Consider the following 24,809-nt stretch of genomic DNA (forward strand, 5'->3'; position numbering starts at 1 on the left):
TGACAAAATAGCTTTCCCAAAGGTTTATGTATTATTTAGGCTGCCATGATACAAGTGCTGCATGAAAATCATGACGATAATAATAACGCCCATTTCTTTCTTCGATAAAAGGTGCCAGTGATTCCTCCACATGTGCTTGCTGGAAGTTGGCACTTAATATTTTTTTACTTTGTGTTGCTATTAGCTGCTCATAGCTATTATATTCATAGACACGCTCTAACGGAATGATTTGACAGTCTGCGTAAATATCCATTTCATATAATAAGTTTAAAAATTCAATATAATCTCTACGTGGAAATTTAATCGCATAGCCATATTTTTCATATAAATATTCATAATGTGGTTGAATTGGCCCTGTTGTCATGCCAATAATCGCTCGCTTTTTTGCAAGACGATTCATATGATACAAGGCTTTTTTAATTTCATACATACGATAAAAACAATTAATGCCTAACACAATATCATGTGGCTCGATATCATCAGCAGCTAAATGCTCCCACTTTGCATGCACATAGGAAACATGCTGCTCATTAGGCATGCATTGTTGTAAATAATGCAAAATACTTTCAGAGCTATCTACACATGTTAGCTTGTCCACCTGTTGTGCTAATGGGAATGTATAATTCCCCCAGCCAGGACCAATTTCTAATACGGAATGCTGCGGTTCAATGCTTTTTTGCAGCTCTTGAAAAATTTTTGCAGCATAAGGGTCTGTCTGGCCTAATTTTTTTCGTGCGACAGACTGTGTCCAAAATTGCTCCTCTAGCTGATCATTGACCATACGCTCAGGCATATGACCATGCCAATCCTTCATACCCTCCTGCCATAATGCTTCATAATTAATGGCTAACGGCCCTTTTCTTGTCATACAGATACCTCTAACGATAACATTTCATATATTTTTTTCATATCAAGATTAGCACGTACATGGCTAGCAAGCATATTGTAGGCATCCTCTCGTTGTTGCGCATCGCTTTTTACATCACTTGGTAAAGCGACTAAGCCCTTTTTTAATCGTATTTCATTGACAAGCTGGCGAGTAAATGGCCGATTATGGAATAGACCATGGAAATACGTGCCAATTATCTGTTCATCATGACTAATAGCGCCGTCTACACGCCCATCCTCAAGCTGTAGAAATGGTGATACTTCATCACGTAAAATTTTGGTACGCCCTAGATGGATTTCATAGCCTGTCAATATATCCTGCCCTCTTGTGCCTGTCATTTGCACAGTCTTTTTATCCCCAACAAAAATCGTTTCCATTGGCAATAGTCCAAGACCTTCAGCCGATTCACCATTTCCTTCCACTGCATCTGGGTCTAGTAATGTTTCACCAAGCATTTGGAAGCCGCCACAAATGCCGATAATTTTTGTGCCGCGCTGATGTAAATGGGCAATCGCCTTATCAAAGCCCTGTGCCTTTAACCATGCTAAGTCATCCATGGTGCTTTTTGTTCCTGGCAGTATTAGTAAATCCGGTGTCCCAAGCTCCTGCACATTGCCAACTAAACGAACACCTACCTCAGGCTCATCAAAGAATGGATCAATATCTGTAAAGTTTGAAATACGTGGCAAGCGAATCATCGCTACATCTACGACAAATTCGCCAGGCTTTGGCTTTTTAAAGCGCAGGGACGATAAGGCGAGAGAATCCTCCGCTTCGATCTTGACATCCAAATAAGGAATAACACCAAGCACTGGAATGCCTGTTTCACGCTCGACCCATTCCAGACCATCATCCAGTAATTCTCGCATACCTCTAAACTTATTAATAACTAGCCCTTTGACACGTGCTCGCTCCGCCTCATCCAGCAGTGCCAGTGTCCCAATAATCGAGGCAAAAACGCCGCCACGATCAATATCAGCCACAAGCACGACCGCAGCATCTGCTAAATGCGCCATTCGCATATTGGCAATATCGCGATCCTTTAAATTAATTTCTGCTGGGCTTCCTGCACCCTCTAGCACAATCACATCATATGTATGCTGTAATGTACGCACCGATTTTTCAACAATCGGCATCGCTTCCTGCACAAAGTTATTGCGATAGCTTTTAGCATCCATATTTAAAAAATGTTTGCCATGCACAATAACTTCAGACATCATATCTTGCTTCGGCTTGAGCAAAATAGGATTCATATCCGTTGTTGCGACAACGCGGGCTGCCTCTGCCTGTACACCCTGTGCACGGCCAATTTCTCCGCCATCTTTTGTTACAAATGAATTAAGTGCCATATTTTGCGATTTAAACGGCACTACTTGAAAACCATCATCTGAAAAGATACGACATAATGCCGTACAAATCATACTTTTTCCAACATCAGAGGCTGTTCCTTGAATCATAATAGATTTAGCTGGCATCGTTCTTTTTCCTCCGTTGTAATTGATGTAGCGCGGGTATTTATTTTGGTTCCGCGGCTATTTGCTTCTTTTCCGCATGTATTTGCCTTGGCTCCGCGGCTATTCACCCAGCCCTTGGTTAGTTAAAATTCAAGCCCTTTCACCGCTGGGATGCCTTCATCATAATAATGCTTTGTCGCATCAATGGTTGATACTAAATCAGCTAGCTCCAGTAGGGCTGGATGAGCGCTTCTGCCTGTCACAACAAGATGCATCGTTGATGGGCGTTGCTTAATAGCCTCTAGCACCTCTGCCAATGGGAGCACATCAGCAATTGGAAACCTTGTAATGGCAAGTGCATTGTTTAATTCATCTAACACTAATAAATCAATGCTGTCATCCTGCAAGGCTTCCTTTGTTTTTTGCCATGCCTTTGCTAAAGCAGTGCGGTGCTCTTCAGGTGTCTTTGTCCATGTAAAGCCAATGCCCATTTGCTCCATGTCCACGCCAAGCTTACGCAGGGCAATTTGTTCGCCATATGTACGCTCTGGTGATTTAATAAATTGCATATAGCGCACATGTAAGCCACGGCCAACCGCGCGTAATGTTACGCCAAGGGATGCCGTTGTTTTGCCCTTTCCTTCGCCTGTATAAACTAACAACAAGCCTTTTTTAGCCATGTGTTTAGCCTCCTTACAGCCAAGTTGTTTTTTCTTCAAAGGATGTGCGTTTCTTATCGCCAAGCTCTTGCTCTTCAGGATAGCCGATAAAAATTGTTCCGACTACTTTTTGGGTATCGCTTGCACCAATAAATGTATGCATACGGGGATCATGGACAAGTCCAACACCACGTGTACGCCAGACAAAGCCAAGTCCTAGCTCCTCTGCTGCTAGCCACATGGACATAATCGCACTACAGACAGCAAAAATATTATCCTCTGTTGCATCTGTGTCGCCTTCTACCATATCTGCTGTTACTACAATAGCAACAGGTGTTGTTTGTACAACCTTTAAAGAACTTTCCACTAAATGAGGCTTTGTTGGGAAACGCTCCTGTAAATAGCTAGTCGCCATGTCCTCATAACGCTGCATTGCTTCACCTTGAATGACATAAAAATGCCAAGGCTCTCGCATACGGTCGTTTGGCGCATAGGTTGCGGCTTGTAAAATTTGCTCGATCTTTTCTTTTTCAACTGGCGCGGCTGTATAGTTACGAATTGCGCGACGCTTTTTTAACGCTTCTATCACAGTTGTCATTATGCTTCCTCCTTCTGCTTTACGAAAAAGCAAGTCCTTGCTCTTCAAACCATTGTATTTTTTCACGTATATTAACGACATCACCAACAACAATCATGGAAGGATTATGATACCCTTCACGTTCAATAATGCTGGCAATTTCATCTAATCTCCCTGTAATTGTACGCTGTTGTGCAGTCGTTCCCCACTCAATAACAGCGACAGGTGTTGCTGTATTACGTCCATGTTCGATTAATTTTCGAGCGATATAGGCAATATTGCCAACGCTCATATAAAAGGCGACCGTATCAATTCCTGTTGCCAGCGCTGGCCAATTTAAAAAATCTTGTCCTTTTTCCTCACGACCATGTCCTGTGACAATTGCAAAGCTTGTCGCAAAATCCCGATGTGTCACAGGAATGCCCGCATAAGCTGGCGCTGCAATACCTGCTGTAATGCCAGGCACGATTTCATAGGCAATGCCATGATTTTTCAGCACCTCTGCTTCCTCGGCACCGCGTCCAAACACAAATGGATCACCACCTTTCAGACGTGTTACAACCTTGCCCTGCTGTGCCTTTTCAACAAGCAATGCATGAATTTCCTCTTGGATCAGGTGATGTTTGCCAGGTAATTTACCACAATAGACAAGCTCCGCTCCCTTTTTAGCATGTTCGAGCAATGCAGGGTTGACCAGTCGATCATAGGCAATGACATCAGCCTTTTGAATGCATTCTAGGCCGTATACAGTAATAAGCTTTGGGTCCCCAGGGCCTGCCCCGACGATATATACGATTCCATCCTTCATTGCTGTTCTCCCATCAGTAGTTGTTGTAAATAGGCTTCACGCTTTTGCGTTTCCCCATTTCTTGTCCATTCAAGGATGCTTGGCTCTAATAATGCCTTTAATGCGACACGCCTTTGTGAGCCTTTCTCATACTTTGCGGCAATCATTAAGCGTGCCTGCTGTAAAAAGTCCACATAATCATCATATGCTTCGTCAAATTGCTCCTCTAAATCTGCCTTTACTTTGCGCGCTAATCCTGGGCTTGCGCCTGATGTCGAAACCGTTAGCACAAAAGAGCCACGGCGCACAATAGCAGGTGTAATAAAATCGCTCTCACTCTGTGCATCTGTTCGATTCACAAGCTGCCAATGCTGGGCTGCCTCCTGTACTGCTTCATTCACAGCCGTCACATTCGTTGCGGCGATAATAAGGATGGCATCGTCCAAATCACTTGGTCCAAATTCTTTTTGCTGCCATGTAATTTGCCCTGATGTAACAAGTGGCTGTAAAGAGTCGTTCAACGTTGGACTCACAATCACAATATTTGCCTTTGTTGGTAATAGGGATGCTACCTTTTGTGTTGCAACGTGACCACCACCAACAATGACAACTGTTTTATAATCAAGATTGATATGAATTGGAAAATAATTAGTCATGCTTCTTCACCTTCTTACAAGCTGTTAACCAATTGTCAACAAGCTTTGGGTTTGATACAAAATGAAAATGTGTATAGCCTGCCACTAAATTGCCTACCTGATAGCCTTCTTGCTTTTTGCCAAAGCGCCCGATTGTTTCATAGGCTGGCGTATTGTGCGTGCCACTATATTGTGAATAGTGGAATTCATGGCCCTTTGCTTGCTCCGCTGCACCAATTAAAAAATTATCCGCTGTACCGAAAATTTCGCGATAGCCAAGTGCTGCTAGCTTTGTTTGCATCACTACCTCACCAGGGATTACGCCTACCATGCTATAACGCTCACCTTCACTATTGGTAATCGCCTCTGTTAAATACATAAAGCCACCGCATTCCGCTAATGTTGGCACTCCTTTGGCAATCGCTTGACGTAGTGAATCTTTTGCCACTGTATTGTTCGCCAATGTTGCGGCAAACTCCTCTGGGAAGCCACCGCCAATATATAAGCCATCTGCCTCTGCTGGTACAGGTTCATTGGCAAGCGGGGAGAAAAATTGCAATGTTGCACCCTTTGCACGTAATAAAGCCAAATTTTCCTCATAATAAAAATTAAAAGCAGCATCTCTTGCCACAGCAATCACAATATTTTGAGGCGGCTCTGCTGCAAATAGCTGACCTGATTCTTGTAAAATAGGGGCCTTCGTTAAATCAAGCAATTGATCCAAATCAATCATTTCTGCCATTAGCTCACCAAGCTTGTCAAAAAATGAAGCAAGCTCTCCGCGTTCAATCGCTGGCACTAAGCCTAAATGACGACTTGGGATATCAATGCCCTCCTCACGCTTTAAATAGCCAATAACAGGAATACCGCATTCTTGCTCAATTGCTGCCTTTGCAATTTCATAATGCCCAACACTGCCAACCTGGTTGGCAATCACCCCAACGATATTCGGCTTATCAGATAGTAATTGGAAGCCTTTTACAACTGCGGCAACACTGCGTGCCATGCTTGCACAATTGACAATTAAAATAACAGGGCTCTCTGTGACAACGCTAATATCTGCAGCAGAGCCAGCATCAGATAACGGACTTTTCCCATCATAAAAGCCCATAACCCCTTCTATAATGGCTACATCCGCATCCTTGCTTGCGCGTGCTACAATATCGCGTACAGCTTCATGTGAAAACATCCAGCTATCAATATTGCGTGATATCCTTCCTGTGACAGCCGTATGATAGGTAGGGTCGATATAATCAGGACCACATTTAAAGCCTTGAACAATTTTACCTTTATTTTGTAGCGCCTTCATCAGCCCAATTGTAAAGGTTGTTTTCCCTACACCACTGCCTGTACCAGCTAGCACAAAACGATTTGTTTGCATAGGCGTCCTCCTTAAAATTGCAATCTAGCAACAGAAATCGTAGCATTGCCTGATTTTTTCTTTTCTAATAGCAGTGAATCAACCTTCGCATAGCGCATAGCTGCGGGTTCACTTACACCATAGGCACCTGTATATTGAAAGACCGTTTCAGAAGGTGATGGGAAGTCGATTTCATTTAATTCAGCGGGTGTATATGTGATAAATTCCCAATCATATTTCTTCGTAATCTCTAAAAAGCATTGCTCATCCTTCTTTAGATCAATGGTACATAATGCCTTTACGCTTTTTTTCGAAAGCTTAAGCTCCGCTAATGTTTCATCAATGACTTGTTCAATTTCTTCGACAGCTGTTCCACGATTACAGCCCATTCCTAAGACAATTGATTTAGGTCGATAAATTACGCCATTTTCTAATAGCACTTCTTCCGCTGGCTCAATAATTCGGTCTGTAATGAGTAACGTGGCATGTGGCTTCGCCTCTATCGCTGCCTGTGTCGATGGATAAATTTTAATTTGCTCAGGCATTGGTGTTTCACGCATCCACCAATCACGTTCGCCTGTTTCCTGTACAATGGCTACATGTTCCTCATTTACAACAGATGCACTAACTGGTGTCAATTTATCCGCACTATCCCATACCCAGCCAAAGCGGGCTCCAAATAAATCAACTGGAATCGTCTTTTGTACATCAGAAGCCGTTGTAATAATCGGATTTGCACCAAGTGCAGCTGCTACCTCGTGTGTTAGCTCATTAGCACCACCTAAATGCCCTGATAATACACTAATAACATTTTCGCCACGATCATCAATCACGACAACGCCCGGGTCTGTTTTTTTATCCTTTAAAATCGGCGCAATCATTCGTACGACTGCCCCTAGTGAAATAATTAAGATCAAGCCTTTATATTGCTGAAAAAGCGTTGGCAATAGCAGACGCACCGTTCCTGTAAATAGTTGAATATGCTTTTCTGCTTCATCGCCTTGCTCAAATTTGCTCATATAATATAAATCACTTGCTGCGAAGGTCTGCTGCAGACGACGTCCAATTTGCACACCATGCTTTGTAATAGCAACAACCGCATAAGGGTTACGCTGCTCAACCTCTGGGTAAACACCCTCTTGTAACTCAATCACTTGTCTTCACACCTTTTCTAAAGCCGTGTGTAAAGCTTGCATCATATAACTTCGAACGATATTGATCTTTATCATGAATGTTCGGGTCTAATGCCCAGCCTGCTAAAATCATCGCATGCTTACGAATACCGTTAACACGCATTGCCTCATCTAACTCGATTAATGTGGTACGAACGATTTTTTGATCTGGCCATGAAGCACGCTGAATAACTGCTACAGGCGTGTCATCTACCCAGCCAGCACTCTGTAGCTCCTTGACAATTTTCTTCGTCAGCGTTGCACTAAGGAATAAGGCAATTGTACAATGATGGCTCGCTAAATCACGCAGCTTTTCAAATTCTGGCACAGGTGTACGCCCTTCGGCACGTGTTAAAATAAGGGTTTGCGTTAAATCTGGAATTGTTAGCTCCGCGCCAATAGCCGCTGCGGATGCAAAGACAGAGCTTACCCCTGGAATAACCTCATAGCCAATGCCTTCCTTTTTTAATAGTGCAACCTGCTCCATAATTGCCCCGTACATAGCAGGGTCACCGGTATGCATACGTGCGACTGTTTTTCCTGCATTCACACGGTCTACCATTACCGCAACCATTTCCTCTAAATGCATACCAGCCGTACGAATTACTTCTGCATCTGGTCTTGCTTTGGCAATTAGCTCTTCACTCACTAATGAATCTGTATACATGACAACGTCTGCTGTTTGTAGCATATGTAAGCCTTTGACTGTAATTAAATCGGGATCACCAGGACCAGCACCGACAATATAGATTTTCTTCATTATTTACGCACCACCATTAATGTTAAATATTCTAAATCGACACCATCTAGCTCACGTACATCCCAAATGACTTCCTCATCAGATGTTACCTTTGTCACCACGGATGCTTTATCCAATAAATCTAAATCACGTAGCACCTCAAGCATTAAGTCAATCACTTTTGCTACTTTAATAAAAACCACTGCATCATGGCTTTCAATCGCTTCACGCATTGCCTCGTAATCGTCATAGGCAGGGATAATCGCTACACGATCATCGCCATCTGCCAATGCAATGCCTAAGCGTGAGGCGGAGCCATTGAATGAAGAAATTCCTGGCACCGTACGAATTTCTACCTCTGGATACTTGTCCTGCATCAGTTTCATCATATGGATAAACGTACTATATAATAGTGGATCGCCCTCTGTTACAAAGGCAACATCCTTGCCCTGTTGTAATTTTTCATAAACAAGCTCCACCGATTTTGTCCATTCACGCTCAAGGATAGCCTCATCCTTTGTCATAGGAAAGACAAGCCCAAGCATATCTTTTTCCTCTGGATTAATATAAACATCGACAATACGATGGGCATAGCTTTTACTACCTCTTAGCTTTTTTGGATAGGCAATAACAGGCGATTCTTGAATCACGCGAAATGCCTTTACTGTAATTAATTCTGGATCGCCGGGACCAACGCCCAAGCCATATAAAACACCTAGATTAGTCATGATTTTCTTCCTTTCGATAAGCGGAAATAATGTATATTGGATTTAATGGAACAAAGCGTGTCATATTTAAAATCGGTTTACTACGTGCAAGCTGTGCCTGTAAAATTTCGACGGCAAAGCCACAAGCCTTAAACGCCTCCACAGCCTTATATAAATTTTCAATGGTCGCTGCATTTAATACAATGCGCCCATTTTGCTTTAAACGCTGACAGCATAATTGCAATAACTCAACCATTTCACCACCAGTGCCACCGATAAAAATAGCATCAGGGTCTGGAAAGTTGTCTAAACCCTCTGGTGCTTTGCTATGAATAGCCGTTATATCGACTCGAAACTTTTGTTGATTTTGGAGACAGTTTTCTAAATCGGGTGCGTTTTTTTCTACTGCAAATACTTGTCCTTCAGGTGCAAGCTTACCTGCCTCAATCGCCATAGAACCCGTACATGTGCCAATATCCCAAATAATGCTATTCTGTTGAAGCTGCATGGCTTGCAAACTTAAAACTCGAATTTCTTTCTTCGTAATAAGTCCTTTATCTGGCTTACGTTGTGAAAACTCTTCATCATCAATCCCAAGTGTGTAGCGTTTCGGTGCTATTGTTTGTTTTAAAATCACGACATTTAAAGGCGAAAAATGAGTAACTTCCATTTCGTCGAGCGAGTACCAGCCACTTTTTTCGTTTTCACCCTGTAAATTTTCCGCCACAAACGCGCGGTATTCCAACATACCAAAATGCTTTAAATAGCGAGCAAGGGCATTTGGGCTATTATCGGCATCTGTTAACAGTGCAACTTTCTTTTTGCCATCGATGCGCTGTGCCAAGCCCTTCATAGAGCGTCCATGAATGCTTGCTACATAAGCATCCTGCCAGCTTTCACCCATCTTTGCAAAGGCAAGCTGGACAGAGCTTATATACGGATACACCTCTATCTCAAGCTTTTTCGCTAAATAGCCACCAAGCCCATAAAATAACGGATCTCCTGATGCTAAAATAACTGTTTTTTTTGTTTCATTTGCTAAGCGTTCAACAAGTGTTGAAAGACCGCCTTTAATAACAATCTTTTCACCTGTATAAGCTGGGAAAAAATCGAGAACACGTTCACCACCAACAAGCACCTCGCTATCCTCAATCCATTGAAGATATTGTGGTAGTAAGCTTGCTAATCCGTTATCCCCGATCCCAATTAACTTCATCGATCGATGCAATATTATCAGCCCTTCCTAGTAATTGTCCCTGCATCGAATAGATCGATGTGGAAAGCGTTAGACCGCCCTTTATATGATGGAGTGAGGAGTAGCAGCAAGCCTCACATAAATGATGAAAGAATGCATTATAGCCCTTTGCCATCATAATTTCTCCGACTTGTGACGCTGTGTTGGCATCTCGTACTTCGGCAATCGTTGCTTCATCTGCCCCACTATCTGCTGCTAGCTGTGCTAAAAAAGAAAAATCAATCGGTGCACTTTTGGAATGCACCATCATTACCCCTTGCGCAACCTTCGAAAACTTGCCCATCATGCCAACAAGTGATACTTGTTTCATGCCAAGGCGTTTACAATGCTTTAAGGTAAAGCCAACAAAATCGCCCATTTCAATAAAGGCTTCCTCTGGTAAGTGTGGATATTGCTGCATCGCAAATTTTTCACTACGGCCACCAGTGGTAACAACTAAATGGTCACAGCCAGCCTCTTTTGCCACACTAATTGCCTGCACAATACTTGCCATATAGGCAGAACTTGAAAAAGGCACAACAGTTCCCCTAGTGCCTAAAATCGAGATGCCTCCAAGTATACCAAGCCGTCCATTTAATGTTTTTTTCGCAATTTCCTCACCCTTTGGTACAGAAATTACCACATTCACGCCTCTTGTAATGTGAAATTCATCCAACACACCTTGTACAGTGCTAAAAATCATTTTACGTGGTACAGGATTAATAGCAGCCTGTCCAACAGGCACTGGCAAGCCGGGCTTTGTCACTCGCCCGACACCAATCCCCCCGTCTAAATGAATGCCTGGTGTATCTGCCCAGCTCACTGTACTTACAATGAGTGCCTGATGTGTGGCATCAGGATCATCACCTGCATCTTTAATCGTTTCACAGCTAACTCCATGTTGCTCAAATATACATTTTTCAATGGTAAAGGTTGCATCTCGCCCAATTGGTAAATGAATGGTGCTTGTTTCCTGCTCTTCATTGGTAATTAAAGCGAGCAATGCGGCCTTTGTTACCGCAGTTGCACAGGCTCCCGTTGTGTAACCGTGACGCATGTCCTTGGGGTCCTTTTTTGGCTTGCGCTCCATTATTTTTTCGCCTGTTCGTCCGCTAAAAGTGAGATGGCATTTAATGCGGCTACCGTCACTGTACTGCCGCCTTTACGGCCAACATTCGTAATATATGGAATGCCTTCAAGTTTCAGCAGCTCTTCCTTTGATTCAGCCGCTGATACAAAGCCAACAGGCATACCAATAATTAAATCAGGCTTTGCTAGACCCTCTTTTACTAAACGAATCAATTCCAGCAATGCTGTTGGGGCATTACCAATTGCATAAATACCGCCTTCATGGAGCTTTGCTGCCTTTTGCATCGAAATAATGGCACGCGTTGTATTTTGTTTTTTTGCTTCAATCGCAACATCCTCATCTGCAATATAGCAATGTAAATCTCCGCCATGCTTTTGGAAGCGCTTCTTACCAGAGCCACTTTCAATCATTTGCACATCTGCAATCACATGACGTCCCGCAAGAATAGACTTGATGCCTGCTTCAATAGCGCCCGGTGTAATAATAACACTACGACCTAGCTCAAAATCTGCTGATGCATGGATAATACGTCGCACAACCTTCCATTCATCCTCTGAAAAATCATGCTCACCCATTTCCTCCGCAATAATAGAAAAGCTATAATCGTAAATTTTATCTGGGTCTACTGTTAATGGTTTGAAATCTGTTTTAAAATCCATGAAAAATGCCTCCTAAAGTGTTTGTTGTACAGCCTGTAAAACATCTTCAAATGTTGAATATTGCTGGCCGTATTGAATATTTGGTCTGGCAATTAAAATCGTTTCAATATTACAAGCAAGCGCCGCCTCTAGCTTCTCATCCACTGAGCCAACCTTGCCGCTTTCCTTCGTAATCATTAATGTTACGCCATATTGACGAAATAGCGCTTCATTTAACTCCTTTGAAAATGGACCTTGAATGGCCACAATATCTCGCTGTGCCACGCCGAGCGCCTCACATTTTTCCATATTGTCCAGTCGTGGCAGCATACGCGCAATCACTCTTGTATTGTCTAAGCCGTGAAGCACCTTTGTAAAGGTTGCGAGTGTCTTACTTCCTGTTGTTAGCATAATGACACCGCGTTTTTCTGCAGCTAGCTGAGCTGCCTCCTCATAATCCTTTACAACAGTAATTAAAGGATGGGCATAATGTTCATGAGCTCGCTCATAGCGAATATATGGAATCTGTGCCTGCTCTGCCGCTGCCATCGCATTTTTAGATGCCTCCTCCGCAAAGGGATGTGAGGCATCTACTACTAATTGATAGTTCTGCTCTGTAATAATCGCTGCCATTTCGTCAGCCGTGAGCCGACCGATTAAATGCGGCAAGCCAGCATCAGCAAGGCTAGTGGCTGCTGATTCGGTAACGACCGTAGCTGTGACAGGATACCCTGCCTGCTGCAATTCAAGGGCTAGGTTTCTTGCATCACTCGTCCCTGCTAACATGAAAATCATTTGACAGGCTCCTCTGCATGATGATGGTCATGGTCGTGATGGTGATCGTGTCCATGCTCGTGGTCATGATGATGGTGATGATGTGCATGTCCATGTACTGCCGCATAGGCACGGTAATTCTCTAAATCTTGCATGCCTGTTGATGTCCCATTAACAGCCTGCTCAATACGCTCTAATAACACATTTTGCAGACGTTCATGGTAGCCAAAATAATCGGCAATTTGAATCTCACACTCAGGATATTGCACATTAAAGCTTTCACACATTCCCTTCATACGCTCCATTAAAATGCCTGTGAATAAGAAGTATGGCAGCATCGTAATCTTTTTAGCACCTAGTTTGACACAACGCTCCATGCCTTCCTCAACACGCGGGTCTGTTACTCCCATAAAAGCGCTTTCCACATATTTGACAGGAAGCTTTTCCCATAGTAGTCGTGTGATTTTATAAAAATCACCATTTGCCTCTGGATCACTACCGCCTCGTGCAATTAATAAAATGGCTGTATCCTGCTGCTCCTCTTCCGTACTAAAACCAATGTCTGCTAGGCGATCTTGTAAAATCGCAAATATTTCTTCATGAATACCAATTGTTTGACCATATGTGAACGTAACGTTTGGATAATGTTCGCGTGCATGCTCAATTTCTGCTGGGATATGGAGCTTAGAATGACCTGCATGGAGTAAAATAATCGGAATGACATGAACCTCTGTTGCCCCTTTTTTCACACAGTTTGTAATTCCTTCTTCAATATTCGGTGAGGCAAATTCAAGAAAGCACGTTTCCACTAAAAATTGTGGATCAATACGCGGTGTCATTTGCTCGATAAATGTACGTACCTCATCATTTCCTGCTGCTAAACGGCTACCATGGCCGACAAATAAAATTGCTTTCATCTCTATTACTCCTCACTAGTCGCCGCATGGAGCTGGCTCTACTTTTATTTTGGAAGACATATCCTGATACGTAAAATGTAGTATCTTTTTCACACGTTTAAAATATTTAAACAAGCGCTCATTTGGATGAGCATTTGCTTTATATTCTTCAATAATCTCTGTAATAAGCGGTATCAGTTGTTCTGGCTCCAAGCCTTCTACAACAGGCTGTGCCGCATGTGCTGTACGACCCACTGGCTTTGCCCCAATAAAAACATCAAACTTACTTTTGCGGTATACAATGCCAATATCGTCAAACACAGCACGATAGCAAGCCATACCACAGCCATTAAAGCCAATATTTAATGTTTTCGGCAAGGACATGCCACCTAGCTTTTCCTGAATTTCTTCTGCATATGGAATTGAATCTGCCTTTTCACCATAGCAAAAATCACAAGCCTTCAATGTCACAACATCACCAATAGGCGCTAGTAAAAAGCCTACTGCCTGTAGCTTTTCGGTAATGCGATCAGGCTCAGTTGTTGGAATTTTTAAATGGATTTGATGCTCTGGTGTATATTCCATCGTGCCATTTTCACCAACGACCTCTGCCAATGTTGTCATTTGCTGTGGTGTAAAAAATTTATTAGCCACACCCGGGCTTACAGCTAATTCAAAAATGGATTCAATGTTTTGCTGGACAAGCTTTGGCGTTGCCTGTATTGCACTTGTTCCTTTCACCATTGCAAGTGCCGCTGTAGCCATTTCCAATGCTGTTTTTTTCGGTTTTGGCGCAGCGGCTACACTGGGTTTAATAAAGCGTCCTGCATTAGGGTCAGCAGCAAAATCATTTCGTGCAGCTCCTGTTTCTTGGTTCATTGCCCAAGGTTCATTTTCTTCACGCAAACGTTGATGTGGACGCAATGGCTGCTTCTCTGCACCAAGTGTATATTTGCGCTGATAGCCACGCGGTGTAATCATTTTATTATCATAGAAAAATGTCGAAGAATTCCCGATAATGACAGTTGTTAGCATACCAATATCATGCTCTAGCATTTCTGCTAATGTTGTCATCGTAATTTCTTGACGCTCACGATAGGCACTTTTCACAAGCCCAACAGGTGTATCAGGTGAACGGTATTCTAACAGAATGCGCTGTGCCTCCACAATTTGTCTTGTACGACGTCCACTTTTTGGATTGTAGAGTGCAATGACAAAGTCTGCCATCGCTGCCGCCTCTACACGCTTTGCAATTAAATTCCAAGGTGTTAAATGGTCGCTTAAGCTGATTGTGCAAGCATCATGCATAATGGGTGCTCCTAGTAAACTAGCACATGAATTAATCGCTGAAATCCCTGGAACAATTTCGACTTCAATGCCTGTTGCCTCTGTCCAGCCCAGCTCAATTAACACTTCATACACCAAACCAGCCATCCCGTAAACGCCGGCATCTCCACTGGAAATCACCGAAACAATACTACCAGCCTCTGCTTGACGCACAGCCTCCTGTGCACGTGAAACCTCCTCTGTCATACCTGTACTAATAATTGACTTGGCATTGACTAAATCTTGAATAAGCTCTACATAGGTTTTATAGCCGATAATCATATCACTTTGTTGCAATGCCTCTACAGCACGTGTCGTAATATGCTTAAAATCTCCAGGTCCAAAGCCCACTACGAAAATTTTCCCTTTTTGTGCCATCCTGTTACCTCTCTTTCACCTTTTCAATCCCTTTAATGGCCGTTGTCTGTGCTGTGCGCTGTAATGTCCCCTCACGCAATGAAAAGACATGCTCCTTGTATAAAGCTTCATGATGCAAATCTTGTACAAGTGCTCTCGCATGCTCTGTTGATGGCACACGATACCAATTGCCTTGTGGATAGGCAATGACAACACAAGCATCCTTACATCGTCCATTACAGCGTGTTCTTGTCGTATGTATTTCTTTATCAAGTGCTTGTCGCTGTATTTCATCTCGAATGGCTTGTGTAATATCCTCCCCATCCTTTTTCATACAGCTACTACCGTTGCAAATAAAGAGATGTGTTTGCATCCCCTCTAAATTCCATGTTGTCATCTAATTGCTCCCTTCATTTGCTTTTTTGGAAAAGAAAAAACCTTTACTCTTCATGGAGAGTAAAGGTTTTATAGAAGCTTGATAAAAACGAATAAAATACTGGTACCCGCTCTTGCTTCAACTTCTCCCTCCGAAAAGTTTGCATGCACAATCAACTAAGCAGGTCTCCTGACTTAAGCTTCATTTTACTTTCACGCCTTCCCAGTTTGCACGAGTGGCTTTGTGATTTCATCAGCTATTACAGTAGCGGGGGCTGTATTGGATTCTCACCAATTTCCCTATTATCTCGAATATTCGAGCACTTATTGATGTTTATATGAAATTATTAACGTTATCCATTGAATAGAAAACTGTCTTTATCATAGCTTATTATTTTAAAATTTCAATATTTCTTTAATAATTTGTGATAAATTTATCAGTTTCGCTTATCAGAATTTTCAACATTGCGCCTTCATTCAAAATTTTTTATAAAAAGTATAGCATATTTATAGAAATTCATGTTACACTTTGTCGTGAAATCTCACAATTTTATATTTTTTTCGGTGTAAAATACTTGTTATTTTACTTAAAAGGGAAGTCGGTGTAAATCCGACGCGGTCCCGCCACTGTAATAGGGAGTTTTATAGAAAACGCCACTGTCCAACGGATGGGAAGGTCTATAAAGCAGTGAACTAGAGCCAGGAGACCTGCCGAAAAATACGTGACCGTTTCAGCCTACGAGGATAGGTGTGCGACTTAGCAGATAAATAGATTATTTGCCTTTTTTTAGCGTGCACTTTTCCTGTAGCGGAGAAGTGCTTTTTGTATGGGCTCAGTCAAATGTCCTGTTTAGCGAGCAACAGGATGCTTATGGGATCATGCAAAAGTCTAAATACGCATCAAAGAATTTCTTCGCACGCACTATTCTTGCAATCTATTTCATCGTGAGGAGGAAAAATATTGAAGTTTTCTTGGTGGAAATGTAGTTATTTTTTATTGGCATACTTAATAGTGCCAAAGCAAGCTTTTGCTATGCATATTATGGAAGGCTTTTTACCCATTGAATGGGCTATTTTTTGGTGGATTATCTCTATCCCTTTTATTGTCTTAGGATTGCGTTCCATTCGAAAAACCATTGATGCCAACCCTGAAACAAAAATGGTGTTAGGGCTTTCAGGAGCCTTTGCGTTTGTATTATCCGCCTTAAAAATCCCTTCAGTGACAGGAAGTTGCTCGCATCCTACAGGTGTTGGACTTGGGACCATTTTGTTTGGCCCGCTTGCCATGAGTGTTATTGGCACAATTGTGCTATTATTCCAATCTCTGCTGTTAGCACATGGCGGTCTGACAACATTAGGGGCAAACGCCTTTTCAATGGCGATTGTAGGACCTTTTATCGCTTACTTTACTTTTAAAGGAGCACAAAAAATAGGATTATCCTTTTCTCTAGCAGTTTTCTGCGCTGCGATGCTCGGTGACTTAGGCACATATGTTATCACTTCGGTACAGCTAGCCCTTGCCTTCCCTTCAGAGGTTGGTGGCTTCGCCGCATCCTTTACAAAGTTCGCAAGTATTTTTGCATTAACACAAGTTCCATTAGCCATTAGTGAAGGGATTTTAACCGTCATTGTGATGAATTTCTTGAAAAAATATAATCTTAGCGAATTAAAAGCCTTACGTGTTTTCTCAGTAAAGGAGGCGCACTAGACATGAAACGTAACTTACTGCTAGTAGCTATTGTTGTTCTGTTAGCGATTATTCCCCTCTTTATTCAAAAGGGCGCAGAGTTTGGTGGTGCTGATGGTGAAGCTGAAGCAGCGATTGGTGACATTAACAAAGACTATGAGCCTTGGTTTGAAAGTTTATGGGAGCCACCTAGTGGTGAAATTGAAAGCTTATTATTTGTTCTACAAGCAGCGATTGGTGCGGGCTTTATTGGCTATTTTATCGGCTATATGCGCGGCAAGCATAAAGAGGGCTAACGACTATGCTATTCATTGATAAGTATGCTTATCTGAATAAGCTAGCGCTTGTTCATCCGCTAGAAAAAATGACCTTTTCATTAGGGCTATTGTTATTATCCCTTCTTTTCAAAGATGAACAGCTTTCACTCATTACATTTTTTGTAATGAGTGCTTTTATCATTGTTGGCGCAAAAATCCCATTAAGCTATTATGGAAAGCTGTTACTTTTACCATGCTTGTTCTTATTCACTAGCCTTATAGCCATTTTAATCTCCATGACACCATCCACCCATGTCTTACCTGCTCATATTTGGTCTGTTACCTTCAGCCATTGGACCATTTTTATTGGGCAAGCAAGTATGACATCAGCACAGCAATTATTTTTTAGTGTGCTTGGTAGTATAAGCTGCTTATATTTTTTAGTTTTAACAACATCGGTTAACGGTATTTGTTATGTTTTACGACAATGGCGATTGCCTGTGTTATTGGTCGAATTAGTAGAGCTAACCTACCGTTTTATTTTTCTTTTTTTAGCGAGCATGCAAAATATTTATGTTGCCCAACAAGCACGTCTTGGCTATCATTCCCCAATGCAATGGCTACGTTCTATCTCCATGCTTATTGCAGCATTATTTGTAGAGATGTTTCAACGTAGCCGAGAGCTGAACAATGCCATGCAGTCACGTGGTGGCGAGGCTGTTTATTGGCAGGAAGCGGGCGCTTATCGCAAGAAAAATTGGTTAGGCATGGCAGCTATTTTTCTATTCTTCATCATATATGGAGGTTTTGTTAGATGACAGCAAATTATTTTGAGCTTGAGCATCTGTCCCATGTTTATGCGGATGGCACAAAGGCTCTAATAGATATTTCATTGCACATTCCAAAAGGAAAAAAAATCGCTATACTCGGGCAAAATGGCGCAGGAAAGTCAACATTATTTCAGCATCTTAATGGCATCCTAAAGCCCACTTCAGGAACGATTTCCTTTTGTGGGAGGAAGCTTCAATATAGTAGAAAAGCTTTAAAGGCTCTTCGTCAGCAGGTTGGTATTGTTTTTCAACATGCTGACCATCAGCTTTTTTCAGGCACAGTCAAGCAAGATATAGCGTATGGTCCGCTTAATCTTGGCTGGTCAAGCGAAAAAATTGAAGAAAGGATTGCTTGGGCTGTTGCACAAACAGAGGTAGAGGATTTATTGGAGAAGCCGATTCATTTTTTAAGTGTTGGACAGAAAAAGCGTGTAGCAATGGCTGGTGTTTTAGCAATGGAGCCATCTGTTCTGTTATTAGATGAACCAACAGCAGGGTTAGATCATTATTATGCTACACAAGTTTTACAATACCTCGCTACATTAGAAAATGGCGACAGAACAATTTTACTCGCAACACATGATATCCAGCTCGCCTATGAATGGGCGGAGCATATTATTGTGATGGAGGCAGGGTCAATTATTTATAATGGGGACCCTATTACGCTGTTCTATAACGAAGAGCTACTAAAGCGTGCACATCTCGAACGCCCATGGGTTTTTACGATGGCACTGTTACTACAAGAAAAACATATTATCCAAAGCCATCAGGCAATTCCTCGCTCCAAAGCTGATTTGCACAAATTAATTCAGCAGCTTTAAAGGATGGAGTTTAAATATGGGTGAAAATTTTTCCTCATTTACGAAACTTTTCTATTGTTGAGCCGTATAAATAATAGTCAAAGCTTAATTTACGATCTGAAGGAGAGAAAATTATTGAAAAATTGGTTAAAAAAATCCGTCACGGTTGTCGCATCTGCTGCACTAATGATTCCTGCTGTTTCCGCCTTTGCTGAAACATCACAGCCTACAAATAACAAGCTAGAGCAACTTATGCTTGCAAGTAATCAAGCAGCAGCAGGGAAAAATTCAAAAAATGAGGAAAAATGGATTAGCAAAAATACCATTATTATTAAGCATTCAGGACTTGCTAATAACGTACATAAAAAAATTGGCTCCAAGGTGATCCGCTCCATTCCTTCATTAGGTTATGATGTTATTCAATTAAACAAAGATGTATCGCTTGAAAAAGCCATTTCCTATTATTTGCAGCAAGATGGTATTACAAGCGTAGCTCCTAGCTATATGTACCATACCTTTACACAAGCATCTGATCCTAAAAAAGAAGAAATGTATCATTTAAGTCTGCTACAAATAGACAAGGCATTGGAGCTAGCAGGCAATCATGAGGTCACAGTAGCGGTGATTGATTCAGGTGTAGACTTTAAGCACCCTGACCTAAAAGCACAGGTACTGCCACCTTACAATGCGGCTGCACCAGCTAATACCACATATCCAGGCGACCATGGTACACATGTGGCAGGCATTATTGCGGCTGCACAAAATAATGATGTAGGTGGACATGGCATTAATCCAAAAGCTAAGCTACTGCCAATCGATGTATTCAATGGCAAGGATGGGGCAAATGATTTTATTATCGCACAAGGTATTCTTTATGCGATTGAACAAGGCGCTGATATTATTAATATGAGTCTTGGCGGTTATGGTGAATCTCCGCTTATGCAAGAAGCCGTTCAAAAAGCGATTGATAGCGGCATTACTATTATCGCTGCTGCAGGTAATGAATCGACAGATGATTATTCCTTCCCCGCTTCATTTGAAGGTGTCATTAGTGTTGGTTCAACAAACGAGCATAATAAGCTATCTAGCTATTCCAACTATGGACCATCCGTTGATATTGTTGCGCCTGGCGAAGAAATATATAGCACCGTTTATGATGCGAAAAAAGGCTCATCTTTTATTAAATTTAGCGGTACATCTATGGCATCCCCTGTTGTTGCGGGAATCGCATCGTTGCTTAAATCCAAATATCCACAGTTAAAGCCATATGAAATAGAAGCCATTCTTGAAATGACTGCACAAGATTTAGGGGATAAAGGCTATGATTTAACATATGGACATGGTCTTGTTGACCCTATCAAAGCCTTGCAATTTGATCTTCAGAAGCTACCTAAGCATTATTCTGAAACAGCTGCAGAACGCCTCCAAAATGCCAAGGTGCTTACTAAAAATACATTGAATACAGAGCAAGGGGTATTGAAGCAACCTGATGAAAAGCAATGGTATAAAGTTGATTTAGAGGCTGATGAATATGCACAGCTGACATTAAAAGGGGCAGATAAATATGATTATGCCTTTGATTTATACTTTTACCCAACAAGTCATTATGGTGAAGTTGAGCCCATCCATATCAATGATGTACGCATAGGCAAAAAAGAAGGCTATCTTTTTAAAGCAGCCCAAGAGGGTACGCTATTAATTGGGGTGAAGGATCATAATGGCAGCTATAGCTCAAAAGGCAAATCAACATATGTCTTTACAGCTCAAACAGTTAAAAACTTGCCCGTAGATGCAGTAGATCAAACAAATATGGAAGAAATCAAGAAGTTCCCATATAGTACGGCTGGAAAAGACTATACGCTGCTATCAAAGGATCAGCAAAAGGATGAAGATTATTTTACATTTTCCGTAAAAACACCAACAACACTGCAATTTGATTTATCAGGCATTCCAGGTGTAACAGCATCTATGGAACTATATTTAAAAGAAGACTTAATGTCACTTCCAGAGGAAACAGCACAGGATGAGGAAATGGAAGCTTATCCAATGCAAGCAGCTTATGGTACTGCAAAAGGTGAAGGTGTTAGCCTAATCGTTGATGCTATGCCTGAGCAAGAATATGTTTTACGCGTATCAAATGAAAATAGTAGCGATTTTTCAATGGAAATGTTCTTTAGTGGTGGCATTGAAAAAGAAGAAACAATTAGTGAGTCCATTCTTCCTTACACATTAAAAGGAAAGGCTGTAACACTTCCAAAAGATGAGGATGGTCTACCAGCAGCGGAAGAAGCATTCGAAGAAGCCGCTTTGGAAGAGGCATTACCAACCACACCAAGCAATAGCAAAAAGCAAGATGAGGTAGATAGCTTACTAACGATGCTTATGAATCCTTCAGACTCAGAGAAGCTGGAAAATGTTGAACCAATTATGGACAAGGCGATTCGTTTAACGATTGGTGAAGACCAAAAAGCATATTTCCAATCAGATTATGATGAAGATTACTTTGTATTACAATCACCTGAAGACGCTCTTTATAACTTTAAATTTGTAAAAGGCGCAGGTCAAATACCGACTGGCACAGTATTTGAATATGATGAGGAAGCAAAGGAGCTAATACCTACCTCCTCCCTTACAAATGAACTAAACATCCTTGCATTATTAACAGGTGCAGTAAACCTTGAAAATGATACAAAGATTGTGCCGCTGAAAAAAGATAAAACCTATGTCATTGCTGTAATGAATGCTGGTGAACGCTCTGTTGAACCATATACATTGAAAACAAGTAAAGCTGGCGATATTCCAGCGGACTATAATCCAAATAACAATGAAGCAGCAAAAGCCCAATCATTGCAACTTGGTACAACCTATAAAGATCATCTCATTTATCAGAACGATATTGATTATTACTATTATAAGCAACAGGGTAATGATGAAGTAATGAGCTTACTGCTTTCAACGGTTCCTTTTACAAATGATCAGTTCAAGCAATTACCAAAGGAGCTTCATCAAGACTTGAAATTTGCAGGTTCCATTATTGAAGATACAAATGGCAATATGAAAATTGATGCCAAGGAATTAGCAACGGAAGTTCCATTCGGTCTAGGTGATAATATCCTAGAAATGCTGCTCGGTGTGATGGGAACAGCAGATGTCAATACATCGTTCCAAGCGAAGAAGGATCGAGGCTATTTTATTCTTGTCAGCAGCATGAACTTTGGTCAAGTATCTATTCAGCCCTATACATTAACATTGTTTGACCATCACCGAGTGGATGAAGATGCGGATTCTACGTTGGTCAATGGTGTGCCAACACAGCCACTTGCCCTTACGAAGAAGGATGATAAATGGGTAGCCTCTCACTATTTCAATACAGGCATTCCATTTGGTGATAAGGATTACTTTGCATTTACCATTGACCAAAAACGTGAAGTGTCCTTCTCTCTTCAAACTGAAAAGGCATTGGACGGCGTTATTCGTATTATTCAGGCAAATGGTAAAACAGTTACAACCTTAGATTTATATGGTGCAGAGGATGCGGAGGTCGGCACCGTTGAGCTAGATGCCGGCAACTACTATATCGAGGTTAGCGAAGCTTACGGCAAGGCAAGTACACAACCTTATACACTTGAAATTCAATAAAACCCAAAAAACGCCCCTAGGCTCTCTATGCCTAGGGGCATTTTTAGCAATACTAACGCTTATTTAAAATATTTCACATAATTACAAAATTCATCTTGTTGCATATGTAGTTTTTCATATAATCTTTGTGCATTAATATTATCCGTTGCTGTTTGCAATGTTACATAGCGTGCGTATTGCTGCTCGCAATATTGGAATGCCTTCTCCATCAATGCCGTGCCCACCCCTAAGCCTCTCGCATCATCCGTTACATAAATATCATTTAAAATATAAGCACGCTGTAAGGCAAGTGAAGAAAACGTTGGATATAATTGGGTAAAGCCAACAGCCCTGCCTTCCTTCATTGCTAGAAAAATTACTGACTCCTTTAAGGCTAAGCGTAATTGTAAAAATGCTTTCGCACTGCTGATATCTGACTCAATCCCATAAAACTGGCGATATTCATCAAAGAGCACTGTTAACTCCTCTAGTTCATTCATTGTTGCTTGAAATATCTTCATTCTTTTCTCCCCTTATGTCTTCCCATGATTGTTAGTGCTAGTATTGATTATATAGAAAATAAGCGGATAAAGAAAAGAAAACTCTCTAAAACAAGCCATTATTTACACTAAATAACGAGTAATCTTTGTAACAAGATCACGCCAATTTAAGGTTTGACGTGCAAAGGCTTGTAGCTGCACACAGGTAGTAGCTAGCAATGCCTCCTGCTGTGTTACATGCTGTAAGGTCTTGCTGATGCTTTGCCAATCATGTGTTGGATGAATTGTTCCAAAGCGCTGCTGCTGAGTAATATCCATAGCACCATCCACATCCGTTGTCACAATATAACAGCCATTTTTAGCAGCCTCTGCAAATACATGGGCATAGCATTCAACGAAGGACGTTAAGCAAAAAATTTTAGCCTTTCGATATTCTTCCTCTAATTGCACCTTATCCTGAATTGACCCTACGATGATCACCTGGGCAGAAAATGGATGACCATCCAGTAATGCCATGAGCTCCTGATAAAATGGCTCAGACATTGGTCCGACTAAACGCAGCTCCCAATCGCTAAGCTGTGCTGCTAGAAATGCCTTGACCGCCAATAATGTTTGCTTCTCTGGTGCATCTAAGCGCCCTACCATTAAAATGCGATTTTCTTTCTCACTAAACAATACAGGGGCTGTTGGAAAATGCTCATAAAAGCCATTTGGGAGATGCTGAATCGTTAATTGTGAAAATTCTTGAATAGCCGTCTGAATGGCTACACATTCAGAGGATAGAAGATCACAGAGTTGCAACAGCTCTAAAAAATAAGGATAGGTTTTTAAACGATTAAGCCAATAACGATTCACATCTAGCTTCATATAAATTTTCCCGTGAGGATTGTAGTGCTTATAGGCTTTTAAAATGGGTAAATAGGATGGATAGGGTCCTATAGCAAAGACAATATCAATATCCTTTGCATGCCCTGCTAAATAAGCGTTCATATTGGCAATATAGTCATCTTCAAAGGGTATCCGCTCAAACTTTACAGCAGGAAAGGTTTGTTGAAGAAGTGCTTCATTCATTTCCGTTGTGAGAATGCTCACGTCATACCCTAAATGCTCTCCTAATAAAATCGGTACAAGACAAAGGTCTTTAAAAATATGGGCATCAGAAAGCTTATAAGACTCCACGCTACAAATAAAGGCAATCCTTTTTGACATTGTTTCCCTCTTTCTAAAAGGCGTTCTACTAGTATATGGTCACAGCTTCCAAATGTGCCTAACTTAGCATTTTTCATCCCTCTACATCTATTTTCTCTCGTAAATATCTCTTTTAAAAACTTCTGTAAACAAGCAATTGCCTACAAGCGTACATCATGTATGCATATTGTAATAAAGAATCTACTCTGCCAACGTGAGCGAGAAAAATGCTAAGAATCTAGTAAGAATGGAGGGAGCAT

At 41.5% G+C, this 24,809-nt stretch carries 24 protein-coding genes and 2 riboswitches; of the genes, 5 read left to right on the plus strand and 19 right to left on the minus strand.

Annotation, left to right across the window (positions count from 1 at the left end; translation table 11 throughout):
• Nucleotides 1-31 precede the first annotated feature (31 nt).
• The 17 genes from MHB42_RS11345 to MHB42_RS11425 form a co-directional block, all read right to left on the minus strand.
• Complete coding sequence (locus MHB42_RS11345) at nucleotides 32-868, minus strand: class I SAM-dependent methyltransferase (RefSeq protein WP_340806237.1); 837 nt, start codon at nucleotides 866-868, stop codon at nucleotides 32-34.
• A complete protein-coding gene (locus MHB42_RS11350) occupies nucleotides 865-2,364 on the minus strand; it encodes a cobyric acid synthase (RefSeq protein ID WP_340806239.1) in 1,500 nt (499 codons plus the stop codon). Before MHB42_RS11350 ends, MHB42_RS11345 begins: the two co-directional genes overlap by 4 nt.
• 122 nt (nucleotides 2,365-2,486) lie before the next feature.
• A complete protein-coding gene (locus tag MHB42_RS11355; RefSeq protein ID WP_340806241.1) occupies nucleotides 2,487-3,023 on the minus strand; it encodes a cob(I)yrinic acid a,c-diamide adenosyltransferase in 537 nt (178 codons plus the stop codon).
• A 13-nt stretch (nucleotides 3,024-3,036) separates the two neighbouring features.
• Entirely contained in the window at nucleotides 3,037-3,600 is a 564-nt protein-coding gene (locus tag MHB42_RS11360; protein ID WP_340806242.1) for a nitroreductase family protein, read from the minus strand.
• A gap of 19 nt (nucleotides 3,601-3,619) precedes the next feature.
• Nucleotides 3,620-4,387, minus strand: a complete 768-nt coding sequence (gene cobA, locus MHB42_RS11365) for a uroporphyrinogen-III C-methyltransferase (protein ID WP_340806244.1) — start codon at nucleotides 4,385-4,387, stop codon at nucleotides 3,620-3,622.
• A complete protein-coding gene (locus MHB42_RS11370; RefSeq protein ID WP_340806245.1) occupies nucleotides 4,384-5,022 on the minus strand; it encodes a precorrin-2 dehydrogenase/sirohydrochlorin ferrochelatase family protein in 639 nt (212 codons plus the stop codon). Before MHB42_RS11370 ends, cobA begins: the two co-directional genes overlap by 4 nt.
• A complete protein-coding gene (locus MHB42_RS11375; protein WP_340806246.1) occupies nucleotides 5,015-6,382 on the minus strand; it encodes a cobyrinate a,c-diamide synthase in 1,368 nt (455 codons plus the stop codon). The genes MHB42_RS11370 and MHB42_RS11375 overlap by 8 nt, the downstream gene beginning before the upstream one ends.
• 11 nt (nucleotides 6,383-6,393) lie before the next feature.
• Complete coding sequence (locus MHB42_RS11380) at nucleotides 6,394-7,515, minus strand: cobalt-precorrin 5A hydrolase (RefSeq protein ID WP_340806247.1); 1,122 nt, start codon at nucleotides 7,513-7,515, stop codon at nucleotides 6,394-6,396.
• Nucleotides 7,508-8,293: a precorrin-4 C(11)-methyltransferase gene (cobM, locus tag MHB42_RS11385; protein ID WP_340806248.1), complete on the minus strand. Its 786-nt coding sequence runs from the start codon at nucleotides 8,291-8,293 to the stop codon at nucleotides 7,508-7,510. The genes MHB42_RS11380 and cobM overlap by 8 nt, the downstream gene beginning before the upstream one ends.
• The gene (gene cobI / locus MHB42_RS11390) at nucleotides 8,293-9,000 is read right to left on the minus strand and encodes a precorrin-2 C(20)-methyltransferase (protein WP_340806250.1); all 708 of its coding nucleotides are present in this window, start codon (nucleotides 8,998-9,000) and stop codon (nucleotides 8,293-8,295) included. Before cobI ends, cobM begins: the two co-directional genes overlap by 1 nt.
• A complete protein-coding gene (gene cbiE, locus MHB42_RS11395; RefSeq protein ID WP_340806252.1) occupies nucleotides 8,993-10,195 on the minus strand; it encodes a precorrin-6y C5,15-methyltransferase (decarboxylating) subunit CbiE in 1,203 nt (400 codons plus the stop codon). The genes cobI and cbiE overlap by 8 nt, the downstream gene beginning before the upstream one ends.
• Entirely contained in the window at nucleotides 10,170-11,303 is a 1,134-nt protein-coding gene (locus tag MHB42_RS11400; RefSeq protein ID WP_340806254.1) for a cobalt-precorrin-5B (C(1))-methyltransferase, read from the minus strand. The genes cbiE and MHB42_RS11400 overlap by 26 nt, the downstream gene beginning before the upstream one ends.
• Nucleotides 11,303-11,962 (minus strand): precorrin-8X methylmutase, encoded by a 660-nt coding sequence (locus tag MHB42_RS11405; RefSeq protein ID WP_340806255.1) that lies wholly within the window; start codon nucleotides 11,960-11,962, stop codon nucleotides 11,303-11,305. The genes MHB42_RS11400 and MHB42_RS11405 overlap by 1 nt, the downstream gene beginning before the upstream one ends.
• A 12-nt stretch (nucleotides 11,963-11,974) precedes the next feature.
• Nucleotides 11,975-12,736, minus strand: coding sequence for a precorrin-6A reductase (gene cobK, locus MHB42_RS11410; RefSeq protein WP_340806257.1), 762 nt, complete (start codon nucleotides 12,734-12,736; stop codon nucleotides 11,975-11,977).
• Complete coding sequence (locus MHB42_RS11415) at nucleotides 12,733-13,632, minus strand: sirohydrochlorin chelatase (protein ID WP_340806259.1); 900 nt, start codon at nucleotides 13,630-13,632, stop codon at nucleotides 12,733-12,735. The genes cobK and MHB42_RS11415 overlap by 4 nt, the downstream gene beginning before the upstream one ends.
• A gap of 15 nt (nucleotides 13,633-13,647) precedes the next feature.
• Nucleotides 13,648-15,315, minus strand: coding sequence for a precorrin-3B C(17)-methyltransferase (gene cobJ, locus MHB42_RS11420; protein ID WP_340806260.1), 1,668 nt, complete (start codon nucleotides 15,313-15,315; stop codon nucleotides 13,648-13,650).
• 4 nt (nucleotides 15,316-15,319) lie between these two features.
• Nucleotides 15,320-15,691 carry a (2Fe-2S) ferredoxin domain-containing protein gene (locus MHB42_RS11425; RefSeq protein ID WP_340806261.1) on the minus strand — a complete coding sequence of 124 codons (372 nt, stop codon included), beginning with the start codon at nucleotides 15,689-15,691 and terminating at the stop codon, nucleotides 15,320-15,322.
• Nucleotides 15,692-15,831: 140 nt separating this feature from the next.
• Nucleotides 15,832-16,012, minus strand: a riboswitch (cobalamin riboswitch).
• Between the two features lie 202 nt (nucleotides 16,013-16,214).
• Nucleotides 16,215-16,399: riboswitch (cobalamin riboswitch) on the plus strand.
• A gap of 231 nt (nucleotides 16,400-16,630) precedes the next feature.
• On the opposite strand from MHB42_RS11425, the gene MHB42_RS11430 reads away from it, so the two are divergent.
• The 5 genes from MHB42_RS11430 to MHB42_RS11450 all read left to right on the plus strand — a co-directional run bounded on the left by MHB42_RS11430 (nucleotide 16,631) and on the right by MHB42_RS11450 (nucleotide 22,882).
• Nucleotides 16,631-17,377 (plus strand): energy-coupling factor ABC transporter permease, encoded by a 747-nt coding sequence (locus MHB42_RS11430; RefSeq protein ID WP_340806262.1) that lies wholly within the window; start codon nucleotides 16,631-16,633, stop codon nucleotides 17,375-17,377.
• Nucleotides 17,378-17,379: 2 nt separating this feature from the next.
• Nucleotides 17,380-17,652: an energy-coupling factor ABC transporter substrate-binding protein gene (locus MHB42_RS11435; protein WP_340806264.1), complete on the plus strand. Its 273-nt coding sequence runs from the start codon at nucleotides 17,380-17,382 to the stop codon at nucleotides 17,650-17,652.
• A gap of 5 nt (nucleotides 17,653-17,657) precedes the next feature.
• Nucleotides 17,658-18,431: a cobalt ECF transporter T component CbiQ gene (gene cbiQ, locus MHB42_RS11440; RefSeq protein ID WP_340806265.1), complete on the plus strand. Its 774-nt coding sequence runs from the start codon at nucleotides 17,658-17,660 to the stop codon at nucleotides 18,429-18,431.
• On the plus strand, nucleotides 18,428-19,264 hold the full coding sequence (locus MHB42_RS11445; protein ID WP_340806267.1) for an energy-coupling factor ABC transporter ATP-binding protein: 837 nt from the start codon (nucleotides 18,428-18,430) through the stop codon (nucleotides 19,262-19,264). Before cbiQ ends, MHB42_RS11445 begins: the two co-directional genes overlap by 4 nt.
• A gap of 114 nt (nucleotides 19,265-19,378) precedes the next feature.
• The gene (locus MHB42_RS11450; RefSeq protein ID WP_340806268.1) at nucleotides 19,379-22,882 is read left to right on the plus strand and encodes a S8 family peptidase; all 3,504 of its coding nucleotides are present in this window, start codon (nucleotides 19,379-19,381) and stop codon (nucleotides 22,880-22,882) included.
• Between the two features lie 59 nt (nucleotides 22,883-22,941).
• On the opposite strand, the gene MHB42_RS11455 is transcribed toward MHB42_RS11450, so the two are convergent.
• Nucleotides 22,942-23,382, minus strand: a complete 441-nt coding sequence (locus tag MHB42_RS11455; RefSeq protein WP_340806270.1) for a GNAT family N-acetyltransferase — start codon at nucleotides 23,380-23,382, stop codon at nucleotides 22,942-22,944.
• A 102-nt stretch (nucleotides 23,383-23,484) separates the two neighbouring features.
• Nucleotides 23,485-24,570 carry a glycosyltransferase family 4 protein gene (locus tag MHB42_RS11460; RefSeq protein ID WP_340806272.1) on the minus strand — a complete coding sequence of 362 codons (1,086 nt, stop codon included), beginning with the start codon at nucleotides 24,568-24,570 and terminating at the stop codon, nucleotides 23,485-23,487.
• Nucleotides 24,571-24,809: the final 239 nt, after the last annotated feature.

The sequence above is a fragment of the Lysinibacillus sp. FSL K6-0232 genome, from assembly GCF_038008325.1.
Classification (GTDB): Bacteria; Bacillota; Bacilli; order Bacillales_A; family Planococcaceae; genus Lysinibacillus.